General features: G+C 63.2%; 30 protein-coding genes. 12 read left to right on the top strand and 18 right to left on the bottom strand.

All coding sequences use genetic code 11. The annotated features are described in order from the left end of the window. Positions 1-175: 175 nt before the first annotated feature. The 10 genes from NKH91_RS21970 to NKH91_RS22015 form a co-directional block, all read right to left on the bottom strand. Positions 176-1,732, bottom strand: a complete 1,557-nt coding sequence (locus NKH91_RS21970; protein ID WP_023718383.1) for a Do family serine endopeptidase — start codon at positions 1,730-1,732, stop codon at positions 176-178. Positions 1,733-1,848: 116 nt separating this feature from the next. Continuing rightward, positions 1,849-2,316, bottom strand: coding sequence for a cytochrome c-type biogenesis protein (locus tag NKH91_RS21975; RefSeq protein WP_352848221.1), 468 nt, complete (start codon positions 2,314-2,316; stop codon positions 1,849-1,851). Further along, a complete protein-coding gene (locus NKH91_RS21980) occupies positions 2,313-4,301 on the bottom strand; it encodes a heme lyase CcmF/NrfE family subunit (RefSeq protein WP_023718385.1) in 1,989 nt (662 codons plus the stop codon). The genes NKH91_RS21975 and NKH91_RS21980 overlap by 4 nt, the downstream gene beginning before the upstream one ends. Before the next feature lie 71 nt (positions 4,302-4,372). After that, positions 4,373-4,816, bottom strand: coding sequence for a cytochrome c maturation protein CcmE (gene ccmE / locus NKH91_RS21985; RefSeq protein WP_023718386.1), 444 nt, complete (start codon positions 4,814-4,816; stop codon positions 4,373-4,375). A 3-nt stretch (positions 4,817-4,819) separates the two neighbouring features. Further along, positions 4,820-5,950 (bottom strand): c-type cytochrome biogenesis protein CcmI, encoded by a 1,131-nt coding sequence (gene ccmI, locus NKH91_RS21990; RefSeq protein ID WP_023718387.1) that lies wholly within the window; start codon positions 5,948-5,950, stop codon positions 4,820-4,822. 117 nt (positions 5,951-6,067) lie between these two features. Beyond that, a complete protein-coding gene (locus NKH91_RS21995; protein WP_352848216.1) occupies positions 6,068-6,502 on the bottom strand; it encodes an RT0821/Lpp0805 family surface protein in 435 nt (144 codons plus the stop codon). 109 nt (positions 6,503-6,611) lie between these two features. Beyond that, positions 6,612-8,024 carry an ATP-binding protein gene (locus NKH91_RS22000; protein WP_051409642.1) on the bottom strand — a complete coding sequence of 471 codons (1,413 nt, stop codon included), beginning with the start codon at positions 8,022-8,024 and terminating at the stop codon, positions 6,612-6,614. Between the two features lie 10 nt (positions 8,025-8,034). Further along, positions 8,035-8,700, bottom strand: coding sequence for a response regulator transcription factor (locus NKH91_RS22005; RefSeq protein ID WP_023718390.1), 666 nt, complete (start codon positions 8,698-8,700; stop codon positions 8,035-8,037). A 64-nt stretch (positions 8,701-8,764) separates the two neighbouring features. Next, a complete protein-coding gene (locus NKH91_RS22010; protein WP_023718391.1) occupies positions 8,765-9,064 on the bottom strand; it encodes a hypothetical protein in 300 nt (99 codons plus the stop codon). 397 nt (positions 9,065-9,461) lie between these two features. Further along, positions 9,462-9,872: a DUF3168 domain-containing protein gene (locus NKH91_RS22015; RefSeq protein ID WP_023718393.1), complete on the bottom strand. Its 411-nt coding sequence runs from the start codon at positions 9,870-9,872 to the stop codon at positions 9,462-9,464. Between the two features lie 234 nt (positions 9,873-10,106). Here NKH91_RS22015 and NKH91_RS22020 point away from each other — a divergent pair, with 234 nt between their 5' ends. Both NKH91_RS22020 and NKH91_RS22025 read left to right on the top strand, forming a co-directional pair. After that, positions 10,107-10,355, top strand: coding sequence for a hypothetical protein (locus NKH91_RS22020; RefSeq protein ID WP_352481900.1), 249 nt, complete (start codon positions 10,107-10,109; stop codon positions 10,353-10,355). 44 nt (positions 10,356-10,399) lie between these two features. Next, positions 10,400-10,624, top strand: a complete 225-nt coding sequence (locus NKH91_RS22025; protein ID WP_352481901.1) for a hypothetical protein — start codon at positions 10,400-10,402, stop codon at positions 10,622-10,624. Here NKH91_RS22025 and NKH91_RS22030 read toward each other — a convergent pair. Both NKH91_RS22030 and NKH91_RS22035 read right to left on the bottom strand, forming a co-directional pair. Continuing rightward, positions 10,621-10,887 (bottom strand): DUF1488 family protein, encoded by a 267-nt coding sequence (locus tag NKH91_RS22030; RefSeq protein WP_023718394.1) that lies wholly within the window; start codon positions 10,885-10,887, stop codon positions 10,621-10,623. The two genes, NKH91_RS22025 and NKH91_RS22030, sit on opposite strands and share 4 nt — an antisense overlap. Next, positions 10,884-11,156 (bottom strand): hypothetical protein, encoded by a 273-nt coding sequence (locus NKH91_RS22035; protein WP_023718395.1) that lies wholly within the window; start codon positions 11,154-11,156, stop codon positions 10,884-10,886. Before NKH91_RS22035 ends, NKH91_RS22030 begins: the two co-directional genes overlap by 4 nt. Positions 11,157-11,399: 243 nt before the next feature. On the opposite strand from NKH91_RS22035, the gene NKH91_RS22040 reads away from it, so the two are divergent. From NKH91_RS22040 to NKH91_RS22070, 7 genes are all read left to right on the top strand, one after another. Next, positions 11,400-11,738, top strand: a complete 339-nt coding sequence (locus NKH91_RS22040) for a co-chaperone GroES (protein WP_352481902.1) — start codon at positions 11,400-11,402, stop codon at positions 11,736-11,738. A 102-nt stretch (positions 11,739-11,840) separates the two neighbouring features. Continuing rightward, positions 11,841-13,460 (top strand): chaperonin GroEL, encoded by a 1,620-nt coding sequence (gene groL, locus NKH91_RS22045; protein WP_352788997.1) that lies wholly within the window; start codon positions 11,841-11,843, stop codon positions 13,458-13,460. Positions 13,461-13,542: 82 nt separating this feature from the next. Beyond that, positions 13,543-13,704 (top strand): hypothetical protein, encoded by a 162-nt coding sequence (locus tag NKH91_RS22050; RefSeq protein WP_023718397.1) that lies wholly within the window; start codon positions 13,543-13,545, stop codon positions 13,702-13,704. Positions 13,705-13,707: 3 nt separating this feature from the next. Continuing rightward, positions 13,708-14,004 (top strand): hypothetical protein, encoded by a 297-nt coding sequence (locus tag NKH91_RS22055; RefSeq protein ID WP_352814766.1) that lies wholly within the window; start codon positions 13,708-13,710, stop codon positions 14,002-14,004. A gap of 324 nt (positions 14,005-14,328) precedes the next feature. Beyond that, positions 14,329-16,488 (top strand): transglycosylase domain-containing protein, encoded by a 2,160-nt coding sequence (locus tag NKH91_RS22060; protein ID WP_023718399.1) that lies wholly within the window; start codon positions 14,329-14,331, stop codon positions 16,486-16,488. Positions 16,489-16,585: 97 nt separating this feature from the next. Further along, positions 16,586-17,170 carry a DUF1214 domain-containing protein gene (locus NKH91_RS22065; RefSeq protein WP_023718400.1) on the top strand — a complete coding sequence of 195 codons (585 nt, stop codon included), beginning with the start codon at positions 16,586-16,588 and terminating at the stop codon, positions 17,168-17,170. After that, positions 17,163-17,711, top strand: a complete 549-nt coding sequence (locus tag NKH91_RS22070; RefSeq protein ID WP_352885409.1) for a DUF1254 domain-containing protein — start codon at positions 17,163-17,165, stop codon at positions 17,709-17,711. Before NKH91_RS22065 ends, NKH91_RS22070 begins: the two co-directional genes overlap by 8 nt. A gap of 14 nt (positions 17,712-17,725) precedes the next feature. On the opposite strand, the gene NKH91_RS22075 is transcribed toward NKH91_RS22070, so the two are convergent. Then, positions 17,726-17,917 (bottom strand): hypothetical protein, encoded by a 192-nt coding sequence (locus tag NKH91_RS22075; protein ID WP_031193791.1) that lies wholly within the window; start codon positions 17,915-17,917, stop codon positions 17,726-17,728. A gap of 187 nt (positions 17,918-18,104) precedes the next feature. On the opposite strand from NKH91_RS22075, the gene NKH91_RS22080 reads away from it, so the two are divergent. Continuing rightward, on the top strand, positions 18,105-19,115 hold the full coding sequence (locus NKH91_RS22080; RefSeq protein ID WP_352848212.1) for a DUF2336 domain-containing protein: 1,011 nt from the start codon (positions 18,105-18,107) through the stop codon (positions 19,113-19,115). Between the two features lie 4 nt (positions 19,116-19,119). Here NKH91_RS22080 and NKH91_RS22085 read toward each other — a convergent pair whose 3' ends face one another. The 3 genes from NKH91_RS22085 to NKH91_RS22095 all read right to left on the bottom strand — a co-directional run bounded on the left by NKH91_RS22085 (position 19,120) and on the right by NKH91_RS22095 (position 22,049). Continuing rightward, positions 19,120-19,467 carry a DUF1491 family protein gene (locus NKH91_RS22085; protein ID WP_023718403.1) on the bottom strand — a complete coding sequence of 116 codons (348 nt, stop codon included), beginning with the start codon at positions 19,465-19,467 and terminating at the stop codon, positions 19,120-19,122. Between the two features lie 94 nt (positions 19,468-19,561). Continuing rightward, positions 19,562-20,329, bottom strand: coding sequence for a peptidoglycan-binding domain-containing protein (locus NKH91_RS22090; RefSeq protein WP_023718404.1), 768 nt, complete (start codon positions 20,327-20,329; stop codon positions 19,562-19,564). Continuing rightward, complete coding sequence (locus tag NKH91_RS22095) at positions 20,304-22,049, bottom strand: ATP-binding protein (protein WP_352848262.1); 1,746 nt, start codon at positions 22,047-22,049, stop codon at positions 20,304-20,306. Before NKH91_RS22095 ends, NKH91_RS22090 begins: the two co-directional genes overlap by 26 nt. A gap of 519 nt (positions 22,050-22,568) precedes the next feature. On the opposite strand from NKH91_RS22095, the gene NKH91_RS22100 reads away from it, so the two are divergent. Together NKH91_RS22100 and NKH91_RS22105 are read left to right on the top strand one after the other, a co-directional pair. Beyond that, the gene (locus NKH91_RS22100; protein ID WP_023718406.1) at positions 22,569-22,937 is read left to right on the top strand and encodes a DUF5330 domain-containing protein; all 369 of its coding nucleotides are present in this window, start codon (positions 22,569-22,571) and stop codon (positions 22,935-22,937) included. Between the two features lie 113 nt (positions 22,938-23,050). Beyond that, positions 23,051-23,479, top strand: coding sequence for a SufE family protein (locus tag NKH91_RS22105; protein ID WP_023718407.1), 429 nt, complete (start codon positions 23,051-23,053; stop codon positions 23,477-23,479). 113 nt (positions 23,480-23,592) lie between these two features. On the opposite strand, the gene NKH91_RS22110 is transcribed toward NKH91_RS22105, so the two are convergent. Together NKH91_RS22110 and NKH91_RS22115 are read right to left on the bottom strand one after the other, a co-directional pair. Beyond that, complete coding sequence (locus NKH91_RS22110) at positions 23,593-24,018, bottom strand: Ros/MucR family transcriptional regulator (RefSeq protein ID WP_023677844.1); 426 nt, start codon at positions 24,016-24,018, stop codon at positions 23,593-23,595. A gap of 413 nt (positions 24,019-24,431) precedes the next feature. Further along, positions 24,432-24,803 carry an SH3 domain-containing protein gene (locus tag NKH91_RS22115; RefSeq protein WP_352848209.1) on the bottom strand — a complete coding sequence of 124 codons (372 nt, stop codon included), beginning with the start codon at positions 24,801-24,803 and terminating at the stop codon, positions 24,432-24,434. Positions 24,804-24,845: the final 42 nt, after the last annotated feature.

The following is a 24,845-nucleotide window of genomic DNA, read 5'->3' on the forward strand; positions in this document are numbered from 1 at the left end:
TAGCCTAAAACCGCTTCACGCTTTGACCGACACGTTCGAGCGGCAGCGGGCGATCGGAAGCCCGCTGCCGCTGGGGCGGAACACGATGACTGACTAACGTATTCAGGCCCCGTGCTTTCCCGTGCGGCGGCTCGGGGGTGTGAAAACCGCCGCACCGGAAAAGTCGAACCGGTCGTCAGCCCTTGGCGACAGGCAGCGCGACGAAGCGGTTGCTGTCGTCGCGGGTGATCTGCATCAGCACCGCCTTGCGTCCGGACTTCACCGCGTCGGCCATCGCCTTGTCGATGTCGCCGGTGCCGGTCACTTCCGTCGAATTGACGGAGGTGATGACGTCACCGGGCTGGATGCCGCGATCGGCGGCATCGCTGTCGGGGTCGACATCGGTCACCACAAGACCCTTGCCGTTGTCGGACTTGGTGACGGTCAGGCCGAGATCGGCCAGCGTATCGGTCTTCGGCGCGGGTGCAGGCTGCTGGTCGGCCGAGGCCTGCTTGTCGCTCGACGGCAGCTTGCCGAGATCGACCTTGACCGCCTCGCTCTTGCCGTTGCGCCACACCGTGACATCGACCGATTTGCCGGGCGGGTAAGCGCCGATCAGACGGGCGAGTTCCTTCGGCGAAGCAACGTCCTTGCCGTCCACCTGAGTGATCACGTCACCTGCGGTGATGCCGGCCTTCTTGCCGGGACTGTTGTCCTGCGCGCTGGCAACGAGCGCGCCCTTGCCGGACCCAAGGCCAAGCGACTCGGCGATTTCGGGCGTGACCGGCTGGATTTCGACGCCGAGCCAGCCGCGCTGGACTGTGCCGTTTTTCATCAGATCCTGCACGACCTGCTTGGCGGTCGAAGCGGGAATGTCGAAGGCAATGCCGACGCTACCGCCCGACGGCGAGAAGATCGCGGTGTTGATGCCGACGACCTGGCCGTTGAGGTTGAAGGTCGGGCCGCCCGAATTGCCGCGGTTCACCGAGGCGTCGATCTGGATGAAGTCGTCATAGGGGCCGGCGCCGATATCGCGGCCGCGGGCCGAAACGATGCCTGCGGTAACCGTGCCGCCGAGGCCGAACGGATTGCCGACAGCCACCACCCAGTCGCCGACGCGAACCTTGGAATCATCGGCGAAGTCAACATAGGTGAACTTGTTGCCGTCATCGACCTTGAGCACGGCAAGGTCGGTGCGCGGATCGGTGCCGATCAGCTTGGCGTCAAGCTCCTTGCCGTCATTGGTCACCACGGTGAAGGCGGTGCCTTCCTCGACGACATGGTTGTTGGTGACGAGATAGCCGTCATCGGAGATGAAGAAGCCCGACCCTTGCGCCACCGGCCGCGGCTGGTCGTTGTTGCGGTCACGGTGTCCAAAACGGCGCATTCCGTTCGGACCCTGGTCGCCGCCTTGGTCGCCAAAGCCGCGGAACTCGCGGAAGAACCGGCGCAGCTGCGGATTGTCGGGAAGATTGCCTAGGCCGTCCTCGTCGTCCATCTGGCCGGAACCGTCATCGGCCGTCGACTGGATCTTGGCCTTGACGCGCACGCTGACGACCGCCGGCGAAACGCGCTCGACCACATCGGCGAAGCTCGGGACCTGCGGTGCCTCGACACGCACGGCGTCGGCCAGAACCGGGGCTGTCCCGGTAGCAACAGCACCAAAGCCGATCGCGCCGGCAATGGCCAGGGATGCGGCTGCGGCCAGCAGGCGTTTGCGGGTGCGAAGATATGAATTGGGGGCAACATTCATGGTTCTCGTATCCTCTTTTCAAGGGACGCCCCTTGATTGGCATCCTCGACAAAGGAAATAGAGAACCGCACATTACGGCGCCATTTCCGGTACATGAAACTTTCGTAATGTTAGGATCAATCGCGGCGGAGTATCGCGTCCAGCGCCGCCTTCTCGTCCGCGGTCAGGGCATTGGTCGCCGTCGAGCGGCGCGAGCGGGCGGCCAGCAGGATGAACGTCCCGCCAACGAGCAGCAGAAGAACTGGCGCCCCCCAGAGCAAGGCGTTGCGCAGATTGAAGCGTGGCTTCAGCAGCACGAATTCGCCGTAGCGCGAAACGACATAGTCCATCACCTGCCGGTCGGTATCGCCGGCGACCAGGCGCTGGCGCACAAGGATGCGCAGGTCACGGGCAAGGTCGGCATCGGACTCGTCGATCGACTGATTCTGGCAGACCATGCAGCGCAAGCCTTCCGACAAAGCGCGCGCCCTCGCCTCGAGCGCCGGGTCGGCGAGCACCTCGTCGGGCTTGACCGCCTGCGCGGCGCCGGCGAACAACAGCGCCAGCAAGAGGACCAGCGAGGCCAGCGTGACCCTTTGGCTCATGGCGGGCTCGCCGATGGCACGGCGCCCGCCGGCTTGCGGGACGACGGCGCGCCGACACGCAGGCGGCGGTCGAGCAGCGACATCGCCGCACCCGCCATCATCACCAGGCCGCCACCCCAGATCAGCGTCACCAGCGGCTTCCACCACAGACGAACGACTACAGAGCCGTCGCTGGCCTCGTCGCCAAGCGAGAGATAGAGCTGGCTGAAGCCGATCGTGCTGATGCCGGATTCGGTCGTTGTCATCTGGCGCACCGGGTATGAGCGCTTGGCTGAGGTGATCTCGCCAGCGATGCTGCCGTCAGCGCCAAGCAGGGCGAAGCGGCCGCGATCCTCGCTGTAGTTAGGCCCCTGGGCCGGGTAGAGCCCCTCGAAGCGCAGGGTGTGGCCGGACAGTTCGACTGTATCGCCGGCATGCATCGACAGGATTTTTTCGGTGCCGAAGCAAAGCGTGCCGACAATGCCGAGCGTCGTCAGGCCGAGGCCGAGATGCGCAAGCGCTGTGCCGAAGACCGAGCGCGGCAGGCCGGCGAAGCGCCTGAGCACGGTGGCGGGCGCGACGGTGCCGAAGCCGGATTTGACGGCGAGATCGGTGAACGCGCCGCAGATCAGCCAGAAGGCAAGGCCGACACCGAGTGCCGCCAACACCGAAGCGCCATCGATGAACAGGGCGGTCACCAGCACGGCGAGCAGCGCCGCCGCGAAAGCCGCCATCAGGCGTTGGGCGACCGCGAAAATGTCGCCGCGCTTCCAGGCGAGCAGTGGCCCGAACGGCACGACGACCAGCAGCGGCACCATCAGCGGGCCGAATGTCAGGTTGAAGAACGGCGCGCCGACAGAAATCTTGTCGGCCGAAAGCGCTTCGACTACGAGCGGGTAGAGCGTGCCGACCAGCACGGTGGCGGTGGCGGTGGTCAGGAACAGATTGTTGAGGACCAGCGCGCCTTCGCGCGAGATCGGGTGAAACAGGCCGCCGGCCGTCAGCCGGGAGGCGCGCAAGGCAAACAGCGCCAGCGAGCCGCCAATGAACAGCGTCAGGATGCAGAGGATGAAAACGCCGCGCGTCGGATCGGTGGCGAAGGCGTGGACTGAGGTCAGCACGCCGGAGCGCACCAGGAAGGTGCCGAGCAGCGACAGCGAGAAGGTCAGGATCGCCAGCAGCAGCGTCCAGATCTTCAGCGCCGAGCGCTTTTCCATGACAATCGCCGAATGCAGCAGCGCCGTGCCCGCCAGCCACGGCATGAAGGACGCGTTCTCGACCGGATCCCAGAACCAGAAGCCGCCCCAGCCGAGCTCGTAGTAGGCCCAGTAGGAGCCCATGGCGATGCCGCCGGTGAGGAACATCCAGGCGACCAGCGTCCACGGCCGCACCCAGCGCGCCCACGATGCGTCGATGCGGCCCTCGATGAGGGCGGCGACCGAGAAGGAAAAGCATATCGAAAAGCCGACATAGCCGAGATAGAGCAGCGGCGGATGGATGGCGAGGCCGAGATCCTGCAGGATCGGATTGAGATCGCGGCCCTCGATGGGCGCCGGATTGAGCCTGACGAACGGGTTCGACGTCGTCAGGATGAACAGCAAGAAAGTAGCGCCGATCGCTCCCTGCACCGCAAGCACATTGGCCCGGAGCGTCGCCGGAAGATTGCCGCCGAAGACGGCGACAAGCGCGCCGAAGAAGGTCAGGATCAGCACCCAGAGCAGCATCGAACCTTCGTGATTGCCCCAAGTGCCGGTGATCTTGTAGATCAGCGGCTGCAGCGAATGCGAGTTCTCCCAGACGCTCTCCACCGAAAAGTCGGAGCCTGCATACGCGGTCGCCAGCGCCACGAAGGACAGCGCTGTCAAGGCAAAGCCGGTCAGCGCGGCGGGTGCGCCGACGGCCATCATCTTGTGGTTGCCGGTGCGCGCACCGAACAGCGGCACCACCGTCTGCACCAGGGCCAGCGCAAACGCCAGGACCAGGGCGAAATGTCCGGTTTCAACCATTATCGCCGCGCTCGCCAGGTTTTGCCGCAGGTTCTTGCCGCAAAACCGTGGAACACTTTTGCGGAACCTCTCTAGTCACTCTTGCTCTCCTGCCAGACGCCCTTGGCCTTGAGGCCGTCCGCCACTTCCTTGGGCATATAGGTCTCATCATGCTTGGCGAGCACGCTGTCGGCGACAAAGATTCCGTCAGGGCCGAACGAGCCTTCGGTGATCACGCCCTGCCCTTCCCGGAAAAGGTCGGGAAGAATGCCGGTATAGGTAACCTTGACGTCCTTCTGGTTGTCGGTCACCGAAAAGGCGACGGTGGCGCCCTGGCTACGCTCTACTGTGCCTTTTTCGACGAGGCCGCCGAGCCTGATACGCTGGCCCGGCTGAAGGCTGGCGGTGGCCAGATCGGCCGGCATGTAGAAGTAGGAGGCCTTCTGGCCGAGCGCATAGAAGGTCAGCCCGGTGGCAACCCCGAGGAAGGCCAGCCCCGCAGCGATCACCGACAGTCGTTTCTGCTTGCGCGTCATCGTCTACTCCGTCGCCGTCACGCCGAGCGAGGCGGCAAAGGCGGTGAATTTCCTGGCCTGGTCGCTGTCCGCGCCAAAGACGGCGATACCGCGATTGAGTGCGTCACGCGCCTGATCTGTCTTGCCCAGCACGGCATAGGAACGAACGAGCTGCATCCACCCTTCCTCGTCGCGCGGATTTTGCCGAAGCTTTTCGTCGAGGCCGGCAACCATGGTGCTGATCATGGCTTGCCGGTCCTGCGGCGACATCGAGGAGGCAGCATCGATATCGTCGGCGCTCGGCCCTTTCGCGGGCGCCTCCGAAGCGACGTTGCGGGCGGCGGATTCAGCGAGCGCCTGCTCGACGGCACCGCGCCACGGCGAGCCCTGCGGCAAGGCGGCAAGCATCTTTTGCCAAGCCGCCGTCGCTTCAGCTGTGCGGCCTTCCTGCGCCAAGCCCATGGCGAGATAGAACGAGGCCTTCGGGTTTGCCGGATCGAGCTTCAGCGCCGCCTCGAAAGCAGCCTGGGCGTCGGCTGAAACGATGCCGCCGGCCGCATTGGCGATCGCCTCGCCGAGGCCGGCTTGACGGGCGGCACTGTCGCCGTCAAGGCGAATGGCATTGCGGTAGGCGGTTACCGCATCGGCGTATCGCTGCATGCGCAGATAGACCGGCGCCAGCACGTCCCAGCCGCGGCCATCGGACGGGTTGGCCGCAAGGTGCGCTTCGGCGCGTGCCACCAGCTCGTCCACCGAGCTGTCGGCGGGGTTCTTGGCCAGGCGTTCGCTGAGCGGCTGCGACGGCAGGTCGGGTGAGCCGAGCTGGCCGTAAAGGCCCCAGCTGACCAGCGGAACCACCAGCACGGCAGCGGTCGCCACCAGCCTTGTCGACCGCTGTGTCGCCGTCGTGCCGGCCGGGCCGGCATTGCTCAGGCGAAGGATGCGGCGGGCGATCTCGGCGCGCGCCTCTTCGGCCTCCATTGGCCGGATCAGGCCACGCGCCACGTCGCGGTCAAGCTCGGCCAATTGGTCGCGATAGACTTCAAGGTCGTGATCGCCGGCAGCGGACGTGTTCTTTGTTTCGCCCGCCAACGGCAGCAGCACCGCCAGGCTTGCGCCCAGCGTCAGGATTGCGGCTATGACCCAGAACAGCATGGCTCTTCCAATAGAACGAGACCCTTGCCCTGCCAACACAAGCGTGCTGCGACGCTTTGGCGGGACCGCTCCGATCGATAGTGCCGGACCGGGATCGGTGTATCAACGGCCGGCGAGCTACGTCAGCGGGGTCCAGCTGCCGTCGGCATTGCGACAGGCGGTTCCGCGCGCGGTGGCGCCGGCAGCGCCGGTAAACACCGTATGGGTGTATTGCCGGCAGTCCTGCGAGCCGACGCGATAGGGCTGGGCGGCGACAACTTCGCCGCGATGGGCCGAACTGTCGCTCTTCCACGCCACCTTCTGGCCGCTCGCCGTATATTCAAGCGCCTTGTATTCCGCCTCGAGCGCGCTGCGCTTCTCGGTCTCGCTCAAGCCGGTGCCGATCGAGCCACCGACGAGGCCGCCGCCCATGGCGGCGATGATCGTCGTCGCGACCTTGGCGCCACTGGGAGGCGTGGCGGCCGGTGTCACCGTAACGGCTGGGCCCTTGCCGAGCGTCGTACAGCCGGAGACGGCGAGCAGGGCGGAAACGAGCGCGACGCGAATCCTCATGCCAATACCGGCTTTCTTGAGCTGGACCGCCGCGCTGTCAGCAGGCTGGCGCGGCCATAATGTCGATGTTTATCGGAAATTTGGCCGCAGCCAGCCGCCCGGAAAAGCATTACTGAAGGCTCCGCAATCGAACCACCGCCTTCAATCCACCCATGACGGATCGTTCCAGCGCCAGAACGCCTCCATACTCGTTGATAAGGTCGGCGACAATGGCAAGTCCGAGCCCGCTGCCGGGTTTTGTCTCGTCGAGACGCCGTCCGCGCTGCAATGCCTCGCGCGCCTTGTCTTCGGGAATGCCGGGGCCGTCATCCTCGATGGCTATCTCGAACAGATTGGCCGCCCCTTCCCTGCCGGCGATGGGCTTGACGGAAACGGCGACCGCGCTCCTTGCCCATTTCATCGCATTGTCGAGCAGATTGCCGAGCAGCTCCTCAAGGTCCTCACGTTCGCCGGCAAAGACGATGTCGGTGGCCGGCAGCGAGAGCGAGAGCGCGGTCCGCGGGTTGAGCTTCTGCAGCACGCGCACCATGCGCTGGACCAGCGGCGCCACCGGCGTGCGGTAAACGACGCTGTCGCGCTGCGCGGCAACGCGGGCACGTTGCAGATAGTGGTCGACCTGCTTCTGCATGGAAGCGGCCTGCTCGGCGATGAGCTGGCCCTTGGCGCCACCCAGCGCCCGCCCCTCGTTGAGCAGCACGGCCAGCGGCGTCTTCAGCGAGTGCGCGAGGTTGCCGACCTGCGTGCGCGACCGCTCGACGATACGCCTGTTGTTCTCGATCAGCGCATTCGTCTCGTTGGCGAGCGGCTCGATCTCGGCCGGGAAGCGGCCGTCGAGCCGTTGCGCAGTTCCTTCGCGCACCATGGCAAGGGCATTCCTGACCCGGCGCAGCGGCTGCAGGCCGAGCAGGATGGCGATTGCATTGATGGCGATCATGCCGACGCCGAACAGCGACAGATAGGTCAAAAGGCGCCGCTGGAAGGTGGCGATTTCCTGCTCGAGCTCGGTCTGGTTGCCCATGACACGGAAGCGCGCGGCGCGGTTTTTCGCATCGAGGACGAACTCGCTCTCGAACACCTCCAGTTGCTCGCCTTCGATGCCGTCCGCCGAATAACTGCGCTGGAAGCTGGCATTGAATGGCACCTCGGCAACGCTTGGCGACGGGATCGCCTTGGTCATCGACGACGAATGGAGATCGCCGTGCACGCCTTCCGAGGCGGGCTCGACCGACCAGTACCAGCCGGAATTCGGCTCCGAGAATCTCAAATCGCCAAGGTCGGGAGCGCCGGTCAATTGGCCGCTTTCGGAAACGCCGACCGAGCCGATCAGGTTGAACAGATGCGCCGAGAGCAGGCTGTCGAAACCGCGCTCGCTGGCCTGGCGATAGAGCGTGGTGATCAAGGTGAAGATGACGACCAGAGTGAGGATCGCCCAGACCGTGGAAAAGGCGATGACGCGAAACGCCAGCGAACGCGGCCATGACCGCAGCGACGGCGTGTTCGAGACGGCGGGTTTTGTAGGCAGCGGTTCCGCGTTACGCCTCCGGCTTACGCATGCGGTAGCCCATGCCGCGAACGGTTTCGATCATGTCGATGCCCATCTTCTTGCGAAGCCGTCCGACGAAGACCTCGATCGTATTGGAATCGCGGTCGAAATCCTGATCGTAGAGATGCTCGACCAGTTCGGTCCGGGACACGACCTCGCCCATATGGTGCATCAAATAGGCAAGCAGGCGGAATTCATGCGATGTCAGCTTCAGCGGTACACCATCGACGTCGGCCTTGGAGGCCTTGGTGTCGAGGCGCAGCGGTCCGCAGGTCAGCTCCGACGAGGCATGCCCGGCGGCACGCCGGATCAAGGCCCGCACCCTGGCCAGGATTTCCTCGATGTGGAAAGGTTTGGTGACGTAGTCGTCGGCGCCTGCGTCGATACCGGCAACCTTGTCGCTCCAGCGGTCGCGTGCCGTCAGGATCAGCACCGGCATCTTGCGGCCGCCACGCCGCCAGCGCTCGACCACGCTGATGCCGTCCATCTGCGGCAGGCCGATGTCGAGCACGACGGCATCGTAGGGCTCGGTGTCGCCGAGAAAGTGCCCTTCCTCGCCGTCGAAAGCGCGGTCGACGACATAGCCGGCATCGACCAGCGCGTCGCCGATCTGACGGTTGAGATCCTTGTCATCTTCGACGACGAGTACGCGCATGCGGGAGGCCTGTTGAAGCTGTTCAGATATAGGCCGATTCCGGCAGACTGGGAAACGGCACGGTTCAGTTCAGCGGAACGACGATCTCCGAGCGACGCGGACGCTGCCCTTCTTTGCCCGGAACGAGCACGACGATGACGCAGACCGGCTGGCCGCCGCGTGTCGACTGCGAGGCCTTGGCCAAGGTCCCGCCATTCTGCTCGGCCACCTGCTGGCCGATCGCATAGCAGTCGGAGGCGGCGAGGACGACCGGTTGGGGCTGCTCGGGCACGACAACGGGGATCGCCATCGCCTGCGACGCAAGCAGACCGGCGGCTGAGAGCGCCAGTGCCGCGGTCCGGAAGTGGGAGCAAAGGATGTTCATGGTCAGCGTTCTAACGCGCTGGTGCTGAACGTGATATGAACGGTGAACGCTCGAATGCATGCCCGCCACACCCCTGAAGCGCGAGATTACCGGATTGCCATCTCGCCGCCCGTCTCGCGAAATCGCCAAAGTTTAACCTAGCCCTCCGATCCTTCGCCGACAACCGGCATCATTTGGCGGAGAAGGCATTGCTTCAGGTGTGCGCCGACTTCGACAATCGATCCGAGACAATCGATCCGGCAACCGAAGGCAGGTTCAGGCGAACCGACCTGAAACAAAAAAACCCGCTCGGCGGCGGGTTGTTGGCGCCAATCAGCACCATAGTGAAATTAGTAGCATAGCTGCCGGCACAAAGCAAGAACAAAATTGCCCGATTCTTACGGAAAGTGCCCGGCGGTCAGCCCTCATCCTCGATCATGGCGCGGAAACGCAGCAGCCCGTGATGGGCCGAAAGGTCCTCGTCGTAGCGGGCTTCGGCGAATTCGAGCTTGAGATAGGCGCGGCGATGTTCGCCAAGCGAGAGTGCCGCATCTCGCAAGCGGGCGCTGACCAGGTCCATGATGTCGAGCGTTTCCTTGCTGGCCTCGGACTTCGACCAGACATGCAGCGTCAGCAACTGCTCGGCGTTGTTCTCCGTGCCCGTAGCCCAGTCGTAAACGCTGGTGCGGCCGAAGGTCATGTGGGGAAACGCAACATTTTCCGGCGCACGGTCGAACAATCTTGCGTCGCCCAGTGCCGCCGATAAATCGGGATCGCCATTCACTGCCTCGAATATGGCCTTCTGCAATTCGACGGGTGGCGCGGTCATTGTCTTTCCCCTCGCCCGTCGCGTCGACCTCCCTGCTGCGTAGCTGCGTTGCATGGCGGCATCCCGGCAAAGCGCGAATCAGCGCGTCTCATACGGATTATGAACCTTCATGATCTCGGGAATAAGCCCTGCTACTGGAACCCGCGACGCCGCGGCCTTTCGCGTCACGGACGCCCTTGAGGGTGACGCGAATTCATTTGGCGTGCAGAGCGTTCGAAGAACGATGCTATGAAGATGTCTGGTTTCCAAACATTCGAGGTCGTTTTCGTGCGCGAGCCATCGCTGCTGCCTGTTTTCGGAAAGCTTGGGGTCAGGGCGCGGCCGGTCGCGATTGCGGCGCCGACCATGTCGATGACCATCAAGAATTTGGTCAATCGCACTCGGGAGCTGCTCTCGGCGCATGGTAGCCTGGCCCTGAAGCTGTTCGTCGTTTTGTGGACGGTGCTTGTCGTGGCGGCAATATTCTTCGTCGCCCAAGCCTGACCGAGCGACATTCATCGATCGGGCGGAAACTAAAGGATGCCAAGATGGCAAACCGCTACGCGCTGCGTATGGAACGTCCTCACAGCTGGACCGTCTTCGACGTCTTCACCGGCCAGCCTGTCGAGCTCAAGCAGCAATCCATGGTCGGCATGAACACGTGCGATGCGGACGCGATGGTCGATCGGCTGAACAGTCGTGACATCGCGGCGGATGCAGGCGGACCGGAAGCCCCGAGAAAGCGTCTTGTGGACGGATCGCGACGGATCTAGCGAAAATCGGCCGCAGTCAGCACATATATGCTCCTGCGGGTGCGGGCATAGGCATTCCTGGCGACATCGTGGATCGAGCTGGAAGCCGTGTCGAAGGCCGCCAGATAGGTAGCTTCCGAGGCCGCCGTTCCCGGCTGCACTTTGGAGATGGCATCGGTTGCGACAGAGAAGGAAATCTGGAACATGCCGTCATGGCCGACGAAGCGGATGCGTTTGCTTGCCTCGTCGTAGCTGCGGCTGGGATTGGGAAATGTCAGGCTCATGATTTGGCCTCCGTCGATGCGGATACGGCCTGCTTGACTGTCCGCGCCGCCCGCTTCTTCTTTGGGGCGACCGGATTCAGAGCTGCCGCCGCGCGATCCGCCTCTTCCTTGGCCAGTCGCAATTCCCTCAGTCTTGCCGTTTTGATCGCCCTGGCCTTGGCCTCCGAGAGATATTCGGCAGTTGCCTTGTTCCGCTCCGCCGTTTTCTTTTGATTTTCCATGAAGCGAGCCTGAGCTTTTTCCATGATGTTCTGATTGCCTTCGGCCATCGGTAAAATCTCCCTTGCAGCGAAAGTCGTGAGTGTGAACTTCACCATAAAATAGGTGTTCAAAGACAGAAATTCAATTTCATTAATATTCGGCAATGCCCGAACACCAAGGGATAGCCAGGCAAAATAATTCATTCAATATTTGACATACCCCATGAATATTTTTTGGCACTCCTATCAATCGAGTGCCAAGGCGCCTATAGAGAGGGGCGGCCGCCTAAGCCGGCCCCAGAAAGAGTCCCCATGAAATTCCGGCCACTCCACGATCGCGTCGTCATTCGGCGCGCCGAAAGCGACACCAAATCCAAGGGCGGCATCATCATCCCCGACAATGCCAAGGAAAAACCGCAGGAAGGCGAAGTGATCGCCGTCGGGCCGGGCGCGCGGGACGAAAGCGGCGCGCTGATGGCGCTCGACGTCAAGGCCGGCGACCTCATCCTGTTCGGCAAATGGTCCGGCACCGAGGTCAAGATAGACGGCGAGGACCTTGTGATCATGAAGGAGGCCGACATCATGGGCATCATCGAGAAGAGCGAGATGGGCATCATCGACAAAACCGTGGCTGCCAAGAAGGCCGCCTGACTGGAATGCCGCGCGCCCTGCCGGGCGCGCAAAGGATGCTCCAAGCTTTGATTCAGGCGCGCTGCAAGCGTCTTGCCACAACCAACCGAACTGGAAAAAATCATGTCTGCCAAAGAAATCAAATTTTCCACCGACGCGCGTGACCGCATGCTGCGCGGTGTCGAAATCCTCAACAACGCCGTCAAGGTGACGCTCGGCCCTAAGGGCCGCAACGTCATCATCGACAAGGCCTATGGCGCGCCGCGCATCACCAAGGACGGGGTGACTGTGGCCAAGGAAATCGAACTTTCCGACAAGTTCGAGAACATGGGCGCACAGATGGTGCGCGAAGTGGCCTCGAAGACCAACGACCTCGCCGGCGACGGCACCACCACCGCCACGGTGCTTGCCGCTTCCATCCTGCGCGAGGGCGCCAAATTCGTTGCCGCCGGCATGAACCCGATGGACCTCAAGCGCGGCATCGACCTTGCCGTCACCGCCGTCGTCAAGGAAATCCAGGCTCGAGCCAAGAAGGTCAAGTCCTCAGGCGAGATCGCGCAGGTCGGCACCATTGCCGCCAATGGCGACACCAGCGTCGGTGCCATGATCGCCAAGGCGATGGACAAGGTCGGCAATGACGGCGTCATCACCGTTGAGGAGGCCAAGACCGCCGAAACCGAACTCGACGTCGTCGAAGGCATGCAGTTCGACCGCGGCTATCTCTCGCCCTATTTCGTCACCAATGCCGAGAAGATGCGCGCCGAGCTGGAAGACCCTTACGTGCTCATCCACGAAAAGAAGCTCGGCAATCTGCAGGCGCTGCTGCCCATCCTCGAAGCCGTGGTGCAAAGCGGCAGGCCGCTGTTGATCATCTCCGAGGACGTCGAGGGCGAAGCGCTGGCGACGCTGGTCGTCAACAAGCTGCGCGGCGGCCTCAAGGTCGCGGCCGTCAAGGCGCCTGGCTTCGGTGACCGCCGCAAGGCGATGCTGGAAGACATCGCCGTGCTCACCGCCGGACAGATGATTTCCGAGGATCTCGGCATCAAGCTGGAGAACATCACCATAGACATGCTCGGCCGCGCCAAGCGCGTGCTGATCGAGAAGGACACCACCACGATCATCGACGGCGCCGGCGAGAAGGCCACCATCCAGGCGCGCGTCCAGCAGATCAAGGGGCAGATCGAGGAAACCACTTCCGACTACGACAAGGAGAAGCTGCAGGAACGTCTCGCCAAGCTGGCGGGCGGCGTTGCCGTCATCCGCGTCGGCGGCGCCACCGAATCCGAGGTCAAGGAAAAGAAGGACCGCATCGACGATGCGCTGAACGCCACCCGCGCGGCCGTCGAGGAAGGCATCGTTCCCGGCGGCGGCGTCGCGTTGCTGCGCGCCAAGGCTGTGCTGAACGGGCTGACCGGAGCCAATGCCGATGTAACGGCGGGCATTTCGATCGTGTCGAGAGCGCTCGAAGCGCCGATCCGGCAGATCGCCGAGAATTCCGGCGTCGAAGGTTCGATTGTCGTCGGCAAACTCGCCGACAGCAAGGACCACAATCAGGGCTTCGATGCCCAGAACGAGGTCTATGTCGACATGATCAAGGCCGGCATCGTCGACCCCGCGAAGGTGGTGCGGACGGCGCTGCAGGACGCGGGCTCGATTGCGGCGCTACTGATCACTGCTGAGGCCATGATCACAGACGTTTCAGCCAAGGAAGCCGCTGCTTCGCCCGGCGGCATGGGCTATTGACCAGCCGCTGCCGGAAACAAGCCTGAAAGACAGCCGCCGGGGGATATTCCCCGGCGCGCGCCATCGGCAAGGAGATCGATCCATGATCGCATTCGTCCCGAAGCCAAATGCAGCCACGAAGACCAAAGTGGCAGAGGAAAGCCGCTTCGATCGCATTCGCAGGCTTGCCGACAAGCACAGGAAAGCCGACGCCGGCACGATAGGCCGCGACCCGAAAAAGATCGCGGACAAGCGTCCCATGTGACGATTGCCAATCCTCGGCACCCCGCGCAAGCGCGGCACCAGACCCTTATCGCGTCTCGTCGCTGATCAGCGCCAGCTGAATGCGATTCTTGCCCGAACGCACAAGCGCCGTCAGTGCCTGCATGGTGCGGTCAAGCTTATCTCCGAGCGGCGGCAACTGGGGCCGCTACTTGGCGGCGTCATCGTACCGTTGGTTCTGCGCCATGAGGTGGCGGACCACGAGGTGAAGGAAAGCCTGATCGTTCAATCCAGGCTCGACTGGACCATCGTGGAGCCGCCCAGGTTGAGCCGCCCAAGTTGAGCAATGGAGCGGCAACGGGTGAATTCCGCACGGCAAACGGCATCCGGTCGGCGTCGCTGCTGCCGACGCTGGCGCGTGCCGACCTTCATGCTAGCCCAACTCGACGGCACCACCTACTCGCGCAGGGCAGCCAACATCCTGCGCTGACGCCTCGCGGGAGTCGTCTTCCCCTCGACGAACCGCCCGCTATATCTTCATCGCCCTTACCTTCATCGCCCTTGTCGGCAGCACCAAAATGGACGAATAGTCTTGCAAGGCGCGCCGCCCTGAAATTGCCGGCATGCGGTTTCTCAGGTGGCGGCATCGCCGCAGCCGGATCCTGGAATGGCCAGTCCTTTGGAACCACGCAAGAGAAGAGGTCCGATCGCGGCAAGGCTGCTGGCGGTGGATGCGTGGATCGATTCCTCGGTCTACGAAATCGGCTTCAGGGCGCGTCAGTTCTGGGAAGCGGCGACCATCTTCTCGCGGCGTTTCCGCGTCGGCGGCTGGCGCCGCGGCATGATCGAACTGTTGAGTGAAGGGTTTACGCTCGGTGCCGGCGGCATCGTCGTGCTTTTGGCGCTGGCCTTGCCGGCCTTTCAGATAACCGCCGGCGACTGGCGCACGCAGGGCGATTTCGCCGTCACCTTCCTCGACCGCTACGGCAACGAGATCGGCCAGCGCGGCATCATCCAGCGCGATTCGGTGCCGGTCGACGAGATGCCCGACCATGTCATCAAGGCGGTGCTGGCCACCGAGGACCGGCGCTTCTTCGACCATTACGGCATCGACGTGCTTGGCCTGTCGCGGGCCATATTCGAGAACGTGCGGGCGAATTCCGTCGTCCAGGGCGGCTCGAGCATCACCCAGCAGCTGGCCAAGAACCTGTTCTTGACCAATGAGCGGACATTCGAGCGCAAGATCAAGGAAGCCTTCCTGTCGCTATGGCTCGAAGCCAATCTGTCGAAGAAGGAAATCCTGCAGCTTTACCTCGACCGCGCCTATATGGGCGGCGGCACCTTCGGCATCGAGGCGGCGGCAGATTTCTATTTCGGCAAGAGCGTCAAGGACCTGAACCTTGCCGAGGCGGCGATGCTGGCCGGCCTGTTCAAGGCACCGACCAAATATGCGCCGCACATAAACCTGCCCGCCGCCCGGGCGCGCGCCAATGTCGTGCTGTCCAACCTGGTCGATTCCGGCTTCATGACCGAAGGCCAGGTGCTGCAGGCAAGATTACACCCGGCCGAAATCGTTGATCGCGGCGAGCAGAAAAGCCCCGACTACTATCTCGATTGGGCCTTCGAAGAGGTCAAGAAGATCGCCGCCAAAGGCGGCCCGCACTCGCTTGTCGCCCACACCACCTTCGACGCCAACATCCAGAAGGCGGCCGAAGAATCGATGGAGTTCCACCTCCGCCAGTTCGGCAAGGAATACAACGTCACCGAGGGCGCCATCGTCGTCATCGAGACCAACGGCGCGGTCCGGGCGATCGTCGGCGGCCGCGACTACGGCGCCAGCCAGTTCAACCGCGCCACCAAGGCACTTCGCCAGACCGGCTCCTCGTTCAAGCCCTATGTCTATGCGACGGCGATGGAGCATGGCTTCACGCCGGATTCGGTGGTTTCCGGCGGACCCATCTCCTGGGGCAGTTGGTCGCCCCACAATTACAATGGCGGGTCGGCCGGCAAGGTGACGCTGATCACGGCGATGGCCAAATCGATCAACACCGTGCCGGTGCGGCTGGCCAAGGATTATCTCGGCATAAAGCCGATCAAGGCGATGGCCGAGGCGATGGGCGTCGAGTCGCCGCTGGAATCACACAAGACCATGGTGCTCGGCACGTCGGGCATGACCGTGATGGACCAGGCGACGGGCTACAGCGTGTTCGCCCAGAACGGCTTTGCCGGAACCCGGCACGGCGTCAGCCAACTCTTCACCCGCACCGGCGAGGTGGTCTACGACTTCGCCAAGGATGCGCCGCCGCCGCACCGGGTGCTGTCGGAGCAGGCGCTCAAATACATGAACACCATGCTGGCCGCCGTTCCGGTGATCGGTACGGCCCGGCGCGCGGCCCTTCCAAACATCGTCGTCGCCGGCAAGACCGGCACGACCCAGTCCTACCGCGATGCCTGGTTTGTCGGCTTTACCGGCAACTACACGGCCGCCGTCTGGCTTGGCAATGACGACTTCACCGCGACCAACAAGATGACCGGCGGCACCCTGCCGGCCATGGTGTGGCAGCGCCTGATGCTCTATGCGCACCAGAATATCGACCTCAGACCGATCCCTGGCCTCGATCACCCCTTCGTCGATGCCGAAATCGCTGCCAAGGCCGAGGAAGCGGAAAAGAAGAGCGCCGAACAGGCAGCAGCCGATGCCGCCGCCGAGCGTCCGCCGGTGCTGTCCAGCCGGACCACCCAGACCCTGAAGGAACTCACCAAGCTGTTCCAGGCGGCACCCGTGCTCGACGCGCCCGCTGCACCGGAGACCCTCTCGGCGCTCTGAGCGGTCAATTCCACAGGGCCGCTTGCCACAAGCCCCCGCACCGCGATATCCCGAGCGACAGTCTTTCAGTCCCCGGCCTTCGGTTCCCCGGCTCCTCATGCTCAAGAATGCCTTCCTGACACTGCTTTCGCTTGCCATCGCCGTCGTCGGCGGTGGCGGCAGCGTCTGGTATGCACTGAAGCTGCAGGACGGCGTCGGCGCCATCAGGATCGGCCAATGGACCGCCTTCCCCGATATCGGCACGCCGACGGCGGATCCTTATTCGAAGGCCCGCGTGGCGCGCGAAGGCGTGCTGGCGCTCGGACAGGCGGAAGGACTGTCCTTCATCGCCGAGCGCGATTCCGGCGGCGAGCAACTCAAGCGGCAATGTGCCTACAAGATTGCGGGCGGCTTTCCCACCGCCCGGTTCTGGACCCTCTATGCCGCAGATCGGTCGCTTGGCGTGATCGAGACCGGCAAGCCGAGGCTGGCTGCGCTGCAGTCCTATCAAGTGCTGCGCGAGGCCGACAATTCGGTGATCATTTCCGTCGGCAGCCGCCCGGCGCCCGACAACTGGCTGCTGACCAGCGGCGCCGGCGGGATGTACTTCGTGCTCACGTTCTATGACACGCCGATCGCCAGCAGCACCGGCCTCTCGGACGTCACGCTGCCGCAGATCCAGAAGGTCGGCTGCAATGCGTAGCCTGCTGCATGCCGTGCTGCTCGGCCTGCTTGGCGGCGGCATCGTGCACATCATCGTGCTGCTGCTCGTCCCCGAGTTTTCCGAACGCGACGCCTGGTCGCGATTGGCCATGGCTTCGGATCTCTACAAGATGACCAGGCTCGACGCGGAAGCCGGCGGCGCGCCGGTGGTGAAATCGGTCGATCCGCTGTTTTATGCGGCGGCTTGCCGCTTCGACCTTGCCGAGGGGATGGTGCGGGTCAAGGCGCCGGGAAAGGTGCCGTTCTGGTCGATATCGGTCTATGACCGCGGCGGCCACAACATCTACTCGTTCAACGACCGCAGCGCGACCGCAGGCGTGCTCGACACCGTGGTGCTGACGCCGGCGCAGATGATCGAGGCCCGCAAGAATCTTCCCGCGGAACTGCAAGGGGCGATCTTCGTCGAAGCGCCGATAGCGGAAGGCATGTTCGTCATCCGCTCGTTCGTGCCCGACGACAGCTGGAAGCCGATCGTCTCGCGGTTTCTCGAACAGAGTTCCTGCGAACTGCAGGATTTTTAACCCACTTCCGATGCTCAGTGATGCGGTACCGGCAATGTCCCCGAAGGTCCCGGCTTATCGGGGCCGACCGGCCGCGTCTCGCCGGTCAGCGGCCGCTGCTCGTAGCGGACCCCGGGAAAGATGATCACCGCCGCCGGCGTTCCCGCGGTTTGTTGTGCTCGATTGGTTGCCGCCGTTCGCGGCACGAAAGACAGTACCATGCCCATGGTTCGCGTATTCCTCTCGGTTGCCCCGGAGCACAACGCAACGCCTCCATAATCGATTAAGGAGGCAGTAGGTTAACGGAGCGCTAACGGATCGCCGCTAAATTGATCTTTGTTCTTGGGAAACGCGAAACCGGTACAGCCCGGCAGAGCGCAGTCCAGATCGTGTCGAGTGTCGGGCGTATCCTTCGTGTCAGCTTCGGATTTCAGGCAAATCGCAGCAGGAGCTGAATCGGGAAAGGCCGAGAGGCTGTTCCGCGCCGCGGTGTCGGCGTTCTGTTCGCTCACCCGACCTTCACGCCGCGAGATCGCGCAGCTCGAAGACCTGACGCTGCCGCTTTTCGACAATGTCTCGGTCGAATCGCGCCGCTACGTCGCGGCAGCCCTTTCCGAATGCGAATATGCACCCGCCGCGCTGGTGCGGCGGCTTTGCCAGGAGCGGGTCGATATCGCCGCTCCGCTGCTCATCCGCTCGCGTGCCCTCAGCGACGTCGACCTCATCGCGCTGATCGGGCGCCACGGGCTGCCGCATGCCCGTGCCATTGCCCGCCGCAAGGATCTCAATCAAACGATCGCGGATCTCATCAAAGTGCTCGAAAGGCCGACGCTGGTGCGGTCGCAACAGCAGCCGGAAACAACCGCCAAAGCCGCGTCCGAAAACGCCGAAGTGGTTGCGAGCGATGCCAACAGGCAAGAGGCTTCCGATGCCGCCGAAACAGTACGCCGCCGGTTGCGATCCATGATGCGCGCCGAGAGCGGCACCGCTATCGGTCCGTTCGTCGAGCCGCAAACCTATGTCAAGCTGCGCGAGACCGCGCTGACCGGCAATGCGGCATTCTTCCAGACAGCGCTCGCCGATGCGCTCGAAGTCGATTTTTCAACGGCGCGGACGCTCACCACGAGCCAAAATTACACACCGCTGCTGGCCGCCTTGCGCGCGCTCGACCTCAGCGAAGACAAGGCGTTCCTGATCACGGCCACCATCTATCCGACCGAGTTTCCGCACCCGCAGGCGATCCGCATCTTCCTCGACCGCTACCGCCTGCTGCACCGCGACGCGGCGTTGGACAGGCTCCGCGGCTGGAAGGCCGACACCGTGTCGAAAATCGTTCGCAAGCCCGGGCGCGTCGCCGCAAACGCCGACCTGCACAAGCCGAACAGCGCCGATGTTGCCGCTGTCCCAAAGGCGCGTCGCGTCTGAAAAGTTACGGCAACTTGACCGAGATAAGCTCCTCAACGGGAATGGCGCCCGCCTCGACCTCGACCACCCAGATATCGGGATCGAATTTCTTCTCGCGCTCCAGCCGCGCGTCGAAGATGGCGGCATCGTCGCCCTCGCCGAGAAGGCTGAAGAAACGGTCGTCCGGCCTGGCCGAATCGTAGCTCGTCTGCGGCGCCGGCCCGAACAGCGCCATCTCCCCCAGCCTGCCCCGCGCCAGCACGAAAACCGCGCCGGCTTCCGTCGCGCCGCGCTTGACCACGGCGGCAAAGCCGCCGGCGCTGAAAACCCGACGCAACAGCGCCGATACCCACAGGTCGGTGGTTACCCGCATGGAGAATTCCTGGCCATGCGGCGGTCCTTACAGCATTGGCCGGAAGACTGTAACCGGTCTTTGCCGAGCGACCGGCGTGCGGCCGTCACGACCCTCAGTTGGTCAGGCCGATCTCGCGCATCTTGACGTAGACGATCTCGTCGGGCTCGCCGGTCTCGGGCAGGCCGAAAAGCGCCTGGAATTCCTTGATCGCGGCCTTGGTGCGTGCGCCGACGACGCCGTCCAATTGCATGTCGTCATTGCCGAAAGCTTTCAGTCCGGCCTGGATCTTGACGATGCGGGGATCAGGTGCCGCCGCATTTGCCGGTGCGGACGCTGGAATGGCGGCTGGAACAGCGGCCGTTTCGACCGGCCGCGGCACGGGATGCGGCACCACGGCCGCGGTCGTCGGCGTGGCACCCAGTTGATCCAGCAGAATGCTGTCGATCTCGCCGGAGGCATTCAATCCGACCTTCTGCTGATAGGCCTGGATGGCCTTGCGCGTATTCGGTCCGGGAATGCCGTCGACGGTGCCGGAATAGAAATCGAGATCCTTCAATATGCCCTGGACCTGCTCGACGACCGGGTCGCTCTTGATCGGCGCAGCCGCCGGACGCACGATGTTGATGGTGGTTTCGGGCTCGTCGCTGTCCGCCCGGGGAAAGCGCTCGATGCTCCTGGTGACGAAAAACGCGCCGGCGTGCGGAAAGGGCTGGTACCAAAGAGCGTTCGCCGAGACGTAGAACAGCGTCACCAGGAATGCGGTGGAGCCGCCGACCACAACTGGGTTGCGCGAGATCAGGCTGCCCAGAGCCATCGCTCCGTGCTCGAAGGCATTGCCGCGGCGTTTGACCGCCTTAGGCTGTTTTGCGGAGCGACCCATTGCTCTCCCCTTTGCCACCGTCCGCTCTGGCTTTGGCCGCGGACATCGGCACCACGCCGGTCTTCTCCGCCGAGTGGCCCGTCGGGCCGTTCACGGGAAGGCTGATCGTTACCGTGGTGCCCTCGCCCGGCATGCTTTCGATCGACATGGTGCCGTCGTGCAGCGCCACCAGCCCCTTCACCAGCGAAAGCCCAAGCCCGGTGCCTTCGAACCGACGGGTATAGTCGTTCTGTATCTGCATGAACGGCTTGCCGAGATTGGCTAAATCTTCCTCGGCGATGCCAATGCCGGTGTCCCGGACCCAGAAATGCAGCCGCGAGCCGATCCGCTTGGCGCCGATGACGACGTTGCCGCCTTCGGGCGTGAACTTGATCGCGTTGGAGACGAGATTGATCAGGATCTGCTGCACGGCGCGACGGTCGGCATTTATTTCACCTGCGTCCGGCGCGATCTGGGCCTGCAGATCAATGGCTTTTGCCTCGGCTTGCAGGCGCATCATCGACTGGCACATCTCGACCGCTTCGCGGAAGCGGAACGGTTCCGGTTCGGTCGCATAGGCGCCCGATTCGATCCGCGATACGTCGAGTATCGAGGTGACGACGGCAAGCAGGTGCTGGCCCGAATCCCGTACCAAGCCGACATATTCCTTCTGGCGCGGATCCTTGAAGGTGCCGAACATCTCGTGCAGCAGCATGTCCGAAAAACCGATGATGGCATTGAGCGGGGTGCGCAGCTCGTGGCTGACGACGGCAAGGAAGCGTCCTTTCGCCACCTCGGCCGAGGCAGCCGCTTCATTGGCGGCGGCAAGCTCCTGGCGCAGTCCGGCCAGTTCATCATTCTCGCGCAGAACGAGCGTGAAGACAGTCTCCTGCCCCGGCGCGCGCATCATCTCGAGCGAGAACGGCCGGTAATTGTCGGCCGTCACGCCGCTGTTCTGCGGCAGCCGGACGCGAAGGTCGAGCCGGCGCGACAGAGCGCCATCGCGCATATCGGCCAGCGCGCTGAGATACGGGACGCGGTCGGACAGATGGATGCGATCGAAAAGCCCGGCGCCGAAAAGCAACTCCGGCGGCAGCCTGAGCATCGTGCGCGCCTTGGTCGAGGCGTCCAGAACCTCGCCATGCGCCGCTATTCGCAGCACGACAGCGTCGATCAGGTCTTCGAGCCGGTCGCTGCCGGCAGGATCGAGCTGTGCGTTGGCGGCGCCACGAAGTGGAGCGACACGCGGAAAGAGCGTGAGCGCCCAGGCCAGTGGTACCAGCCAGTGCCATGCGGCGATTTCGGTCTGGCCGAGCGGCAAGACGGAACCGGCGAAAGGCTGCAGCAAGACTGCGACAAGGGCCGATATGGCGCCCCAGATCACGGCACGGCGCGACTGGCCGATCCACCAGGCTTCAAACGGCAGCGCCACCGCAAGCACGGCAACCGGCGAGGCCACACCGCCGGCGGCAGCGACAAGGGCACCCAGGGCAACACTGCTCACGACCAAGGCTAGTTGGCCGGCCAGGGTGATCTTACCCGATGCAGCCACCAGCAGGGCGGCGAACCAGCAAAGGCCGAACGCGGCAAAGATCGCAGCCACAGTCACGGCCGCGCCCATGCCCGACGTGACCAGCGTCACCGCTGCACCTGCGCTGAAGAACGGAGCCGCCAGCATGACGCCAATGAACCGGCTGTGGCGGCGGCGGTCGTCCTGGCCGAGGACGGACGGATGAACCATCCGTTCGCAACCGGCGGCTATCGCGCCCGGCAACTCGGCGTATCTGGCCTTGATCGCACTCAACTCAACGCACCCGGTCGTGAACGGCCCTGCTTTGCAGGTGGCTTTTGTCGATCCGAAACTCGCATCCAGCGTTTAAGGAATGGATAAGGCTGGGCCGATCGTCCCCCGGCCGGCTGCAAATATCGGGATACCGGCGGCGAAAAACCGGGGCAATTGCCGCCATAGTAAACGGAGCGTTATCCGGACCGCCCGCGCCTGGACCTGCGGCCGAGGCCGCCAAACTGTCGCCGGTTCAAAAAATGAGCAGGAAAAACAACAGGTTGGATGGTTACCCTTTGCTGAATAAAATCTAAGTCGTTCGAGGCAAATGAATTTCAAAACGCTTCGTTTCGAATCTGCCTAAAATTTGAGGAAAACTGTTGCTTTCGGGACAAGCCGTCCTTTGCGCGTCCGTGCCAATATCGCCGTACAGGGGTCGTGCGGTTCGGATGCATGACCGTCATAAAGGACAGACAGATGGGCTTTCTGATAAGAGCTGCTTTCTGGTTTTCGCTGGTGCTTCTGGCGCTGCCGCTGGGTGTCGGCTCCGATGATGCGGGCCGTGAAAGCGTCGGACCGCTCCAGGCGCTGTTTGCCGCGCGCGAAGCCGTCGGCGACATCGCCGGCATCTGCGAGCGCAAGCCGGACGTGTGCGAGACCGGCAAATCGGCAATGCACACCATCACCGCCCGCGCAAAGGAGACCGCCAAGATCGCGGCCGCCATGCTGGACGACAAGGCCGCTGAACCCGATACGGTGACGACCACCGGCAGCGTGCCCGAGGAAATCGTCTTGCCGGCGAAAGTCGATTTGCCGGCGAAAGTGCACTTGCCGGCAAAGAACTGAGACTGTTTCGGCCGAATCCATCGCTAAACCGCAGGGCGCCCCGCTCTCGGCGCCTGCGGCGTTTCTCCTCTTTTTCCGTGACGCGGCCGCGCCGGATGACTATATCCGGGGAAATGACCACGACGATCCAGACCATCCGCGACGACTTTTCCCTGCTCGACGAGTGGGAAGACCGCTATCGGTATGTGATTGAACTGGGTGAAGCGCTGCCGCCATTTCCCGACGAGCAACGCATACAAGCCAACAAGGTGCCCGGCTGCGTCAGCCAGGTCTGGCTGACCACCGAGCAAGGCGAGGGTGCCAATCCCGTTATCACCTTCAAGGGCGATTCCGACGCCCATATCGTGCGCGGCCTGGTTGCCATCATGCTGGCGCTGTTTTCGGGACGGCCCGCCAGCGAAATCCAGAGGACCGACGCAGAGGCAACGCTAAAGGCACTCGGACTTGACGAGCACCTGTCGCCGCAGCGCGCCAATGGTCTTCGCTCGATGGTCAAGCGTATCAAGCGTGACGCCGAGGCGGCGCTGAAGCAGACCGCCTGACCGGACGGCAATTACCGGCAGTATGAAGAACTGGCGGCCCGAGCTTGGTCTCCCCACAATACAAAACGGCGCCCGAAGGCGCCGCTTGAGTGTCAAACCGGAAGAGCCGCTTGTCAGCGTCCCTTGCGCTTGCGACCGAGACCCATCTTCTTGGCGAGCTGCGAACGGGCGGCCGCATAATTGGGCGCAACCATCGGATAGCTCGGGTCCAGGTTCCACTTTTCGCGATACTGGTCGGGCGTCAGATCATAGTGGGTCATCAAGTGACGCTTGAGCGACTTGAACTTCTTGCCGTCTTCGAGACAGATGATGTAGTCGTCATGCACCGAACGCTTCGGATTTACCGCCGGCTTCTGCTTGTCGGCAGGCGGCTGCTCGGCGGCCCCGCCGACGCGCCCGAGAGCGGCATGGACATCGGCGATGAGGTTCGGCAATTCGCCGACCGGCACGGGATTGTTGCTGACATAGGCGGCCACCACATCGGCGGTGAGCTCGATCAGCGCGTCACTGTTTCTGGAAGGTGTTTCGGTAATATCCATGGCGTTCAGGCCCCAACGAGAATTGTTTCTGTTTGCGCCCGTTTCGATAGTTGGGCATCGCGCGAACTTGTGCAGGAAAAAGCCTCCGCGATTCGCGTCGCGGCATCTTAATGGGCCTGAGCGTCAAGTAAGTCAATTCGCTTCTTGCGCTCTATTCAGCGATACAAGTCAAATCTTTCATATTCAGCTTCACTCTTTCGTGCAGAGTGTAACTTTGCCGTTTTTTCTGGTCAGACCAGCATCGACTGACGCCGCGGCAAGCAGCCATTACACAGACGGCAGCAGGTAAATAGAGCTCGATGCTTGATCCTGCCGGCAGCATTACAGCCTGGCCGATCGGCGGATTCAGTAAAATCATAGGTTGCGAAGCGTTACTGTTGCTCGTGAGCCGTCGGCCGGAGCGGCGTGCTGCGTCACTGAAACGGGGTGATGTATTTTCCGTAGACCCAGCCGGTGACGAACTGGCCGCGCTGTGCCGGATCGTGCCAGACTTCGCACCAGCGATGGCGGATCTTCTGTTTCTGCTGCCAGTAGGTTTGGCTGGTCATGTCGAGCAGGTTTATCCCACCGGTGCATTTGCCGGTCATCTGCAGAACCGTCCCGTTGGGATAGGCGGCCTGCTTCTGCGAAGTTCCTGAAGGATATTTGCGCACATTGAGCGTGTCGCCGAACGGCACATTGGCCACTTGCCAAGCCGCAAAGGCAGTTGCATGAGATTGACCGGCATTGGCCAGGGTCATCGCAGCGACGGCGAGGGCCGCGGCAGTCCGAGAAAAAATATTCACTGTCCTCTCCTCCAGCCCGTCCTCTTGAGCCACCACGACAAT

It is taken from the genome of Mesorhizobium sp. M0894, assembly GCF_040319725.1.
In the GTDB taxonomy this organism is placed as follows: domain Bacteria; phylum Pseudomonadota; class Alphaproteobacteria; order Rhizobiales; family Rhizobiaceae; genus Mesorhizobium.

Excerpts from the sequence above, each read along its gene's own strand:
- NKH91_RS21970 (WP_023718383.1), bottom strand. The coding sequence starts at position 1,732 with ATGAATGTTGCCCCCAATTCATATCTTCGCACCCGCAAACGCCTGCTG.
- NKH91_RS21975 (WP_352848221.1), bottom strand. The coding sequence starts at position 2,316 with ATGAGCCAAAGGGTCACGCTGGCCTCGCTGGTCCTCTTGCTGGCGCTG.
- NKH91_RS21980 (WP_023718385.1), bottom strand. The coding sequence starts at position 4,301 with ATGGTTGAAACCGGACATTTCGCCCTGGTCCTGGCGTTTGCGCTGGCC.
- ccmE (WP_023718386.1), bottom strand. The coding sequence starts at position 4,816 with ATGACGCGCAAGCAGAAACGACTGTCGGTGATCGCTGCGGGGCTGGCC.
- ccmI (WP_023718387.1), bottom strand. The coding sequence starts at position 5,950 with ATGCTGTTCTGGGTCATAGCCGCAATCCTGACGCTGGGCGCAAGCCTG.
- NKH91_RS21995 (WP_352848216.1), bottom strand. The coding sequence starts at position 6,502 with ATGAGGATTCGCGTCGCGCTCGTTTCCGCCCTGCTCGCCGTCTCCGGC.
- NKH91_RS22005 (WP_023718390.1), bottom strand. The coding sequence starts at position 8,700 with ATGCGCGTACTCGTCGTCGAAGATGACAAGGATCTCAACCGTCAGATC.
- NKH91_RS22010 (WP_023718391.1), bottom strand. The coding sequence starts at position 9,064 with ATGAACATCCTTTGCTCCCACTTCCGGACCGCGGCACTGGCGCTCTCA.
- NKH91_RS22015 (WP_023718393.1), bottom strand. The coding sequence starts at position 9,872 with ATGACCGCGCCACCCGTCGAATTGCAGAAGGCCATATTCGAGGCAGTG.
- NKH91_RS22020 (WP_352481900.1), top strand. The coding sequence starts at position 10,107 with ATGTCTGGTTTCCAAACATTCGAGGTCGTTTTCGTGCGCGAGCCATCG.
- NKH91_RS22025 (WP_352481901.1), top strand. The coding sequence starts at position 10,400 with ATGGCAAACCGCTACGCGCTGCGTATGGAACGTCCTCACAGCTGGACC.
- NKH91_RS22030 (WP_023718394.1), bottom strand. The coding sequence starts at position 10,887 with ATGAGCCTGACATTTCCCAATCCCAGCCGCAGCTACGACGAGGCAAGC.
- NKH91_RS22035 (WP_023718395.1), bottom strand. The coding sequence starts at position 11,156 with ATGGCCGAAGGCAATCAGAACATCATGGAAAAAGCTCAGGCTCGCTTC.
- NKH91_RS22040 (WP_352481902.1), top strand. The coding sequence starts at position 11,400 with ATGAAATTCCGGCCACTCCACGATCGCGTCGTCATTCGGCGCGCCGAA.
- groL (WP_352788997.1), top strand. The coding sequence starts at position 11,841 with ATGTCTGCCAAAGAAATCAAATTTTCCACCGACGCGCGTGACCGCATG.
- NKH91_RS22050 (WP_023718397.1), top strand. The coding sequence starts at position 13,543 with ATGATCGCATTCGTCCCGAAGCCAAATGCAGCCACGAAGACCAAAGTG.
- NKH91_RS22060 (WP_023718399.1), top strand. The coding sequence starts at position 14,329 with ATGGCCAGTCCTTTGGAACCACGCAAGAGAAGAGGTCCGATCGCGGCA.
- NKH91_RS22065 (WP_023718400.1), top strand. The coding sequence starts at position 16,586 with ATGCTCAAGAATGCCTTCCTGACACTGCTTTCGCTTGCCATCGCCGTC.
- NKH91_RS22070 (WP_352885409.1), top strand. The coding sequence starts at position 17,163 with ATGCGTAGCCTGCTGCATGCCGTGCTGCTCGGCCTGCTTGGCGGCGGC.
- NKH91_RS22075 (WP_031193791.1), bottom strand. The coding sequence starts at position 17,917 with ATGGGCATGGTACTGTCTTTCGTGCCGCGAACGGCGGCAACCAATCGA.
- NKH91_RS22085 (WP_023718403.1), bottom strand. The coding sequence starts at position 19,467 with ATGCGGGTAACCACCGACCTGTGGGTATCGGCGCTGTTGCGTCGGGTT.
- NKH91_RS22090 (WP_023718404.1), bottom strand. The coding sequence starts at position 20,329 with ATGGGTCGCTCCGCAAAACAGCCTAAGGCGGTCAAACGCCGCGGCAAT.
- NKH91_RS22095 (WP_352848262.1), bottom strand. The coding sequence starts at position 22,049 with ATGGTTCATCCGTCCGTCCTCGGCCAGGACGACCGCCGCCGCCACAGC.
- NKH91_RS22100 (WP_023718406.1), top strand. The coding sequence starts at position 22,569 with ATGGGCTTTCTGATAAGAGCTGCTTTCTGGTTTTCGCTGGTGCTTCTG.
- NKH91_RS22105 (WP_023718407.1), top strand. The coding sequence starts at position 23,051 with ATGACCACGACGATCCAGACCATCCGCGACGACTTTTCCCTGCTCGAC.
- NKH91_RS22110 (WP_023677844.1), bottom strand. The coding sequence starts at position 24,018 with ATGGATATTACCGAAACACCTTCCAGAAACAGTGACGCGCTGATCGAG.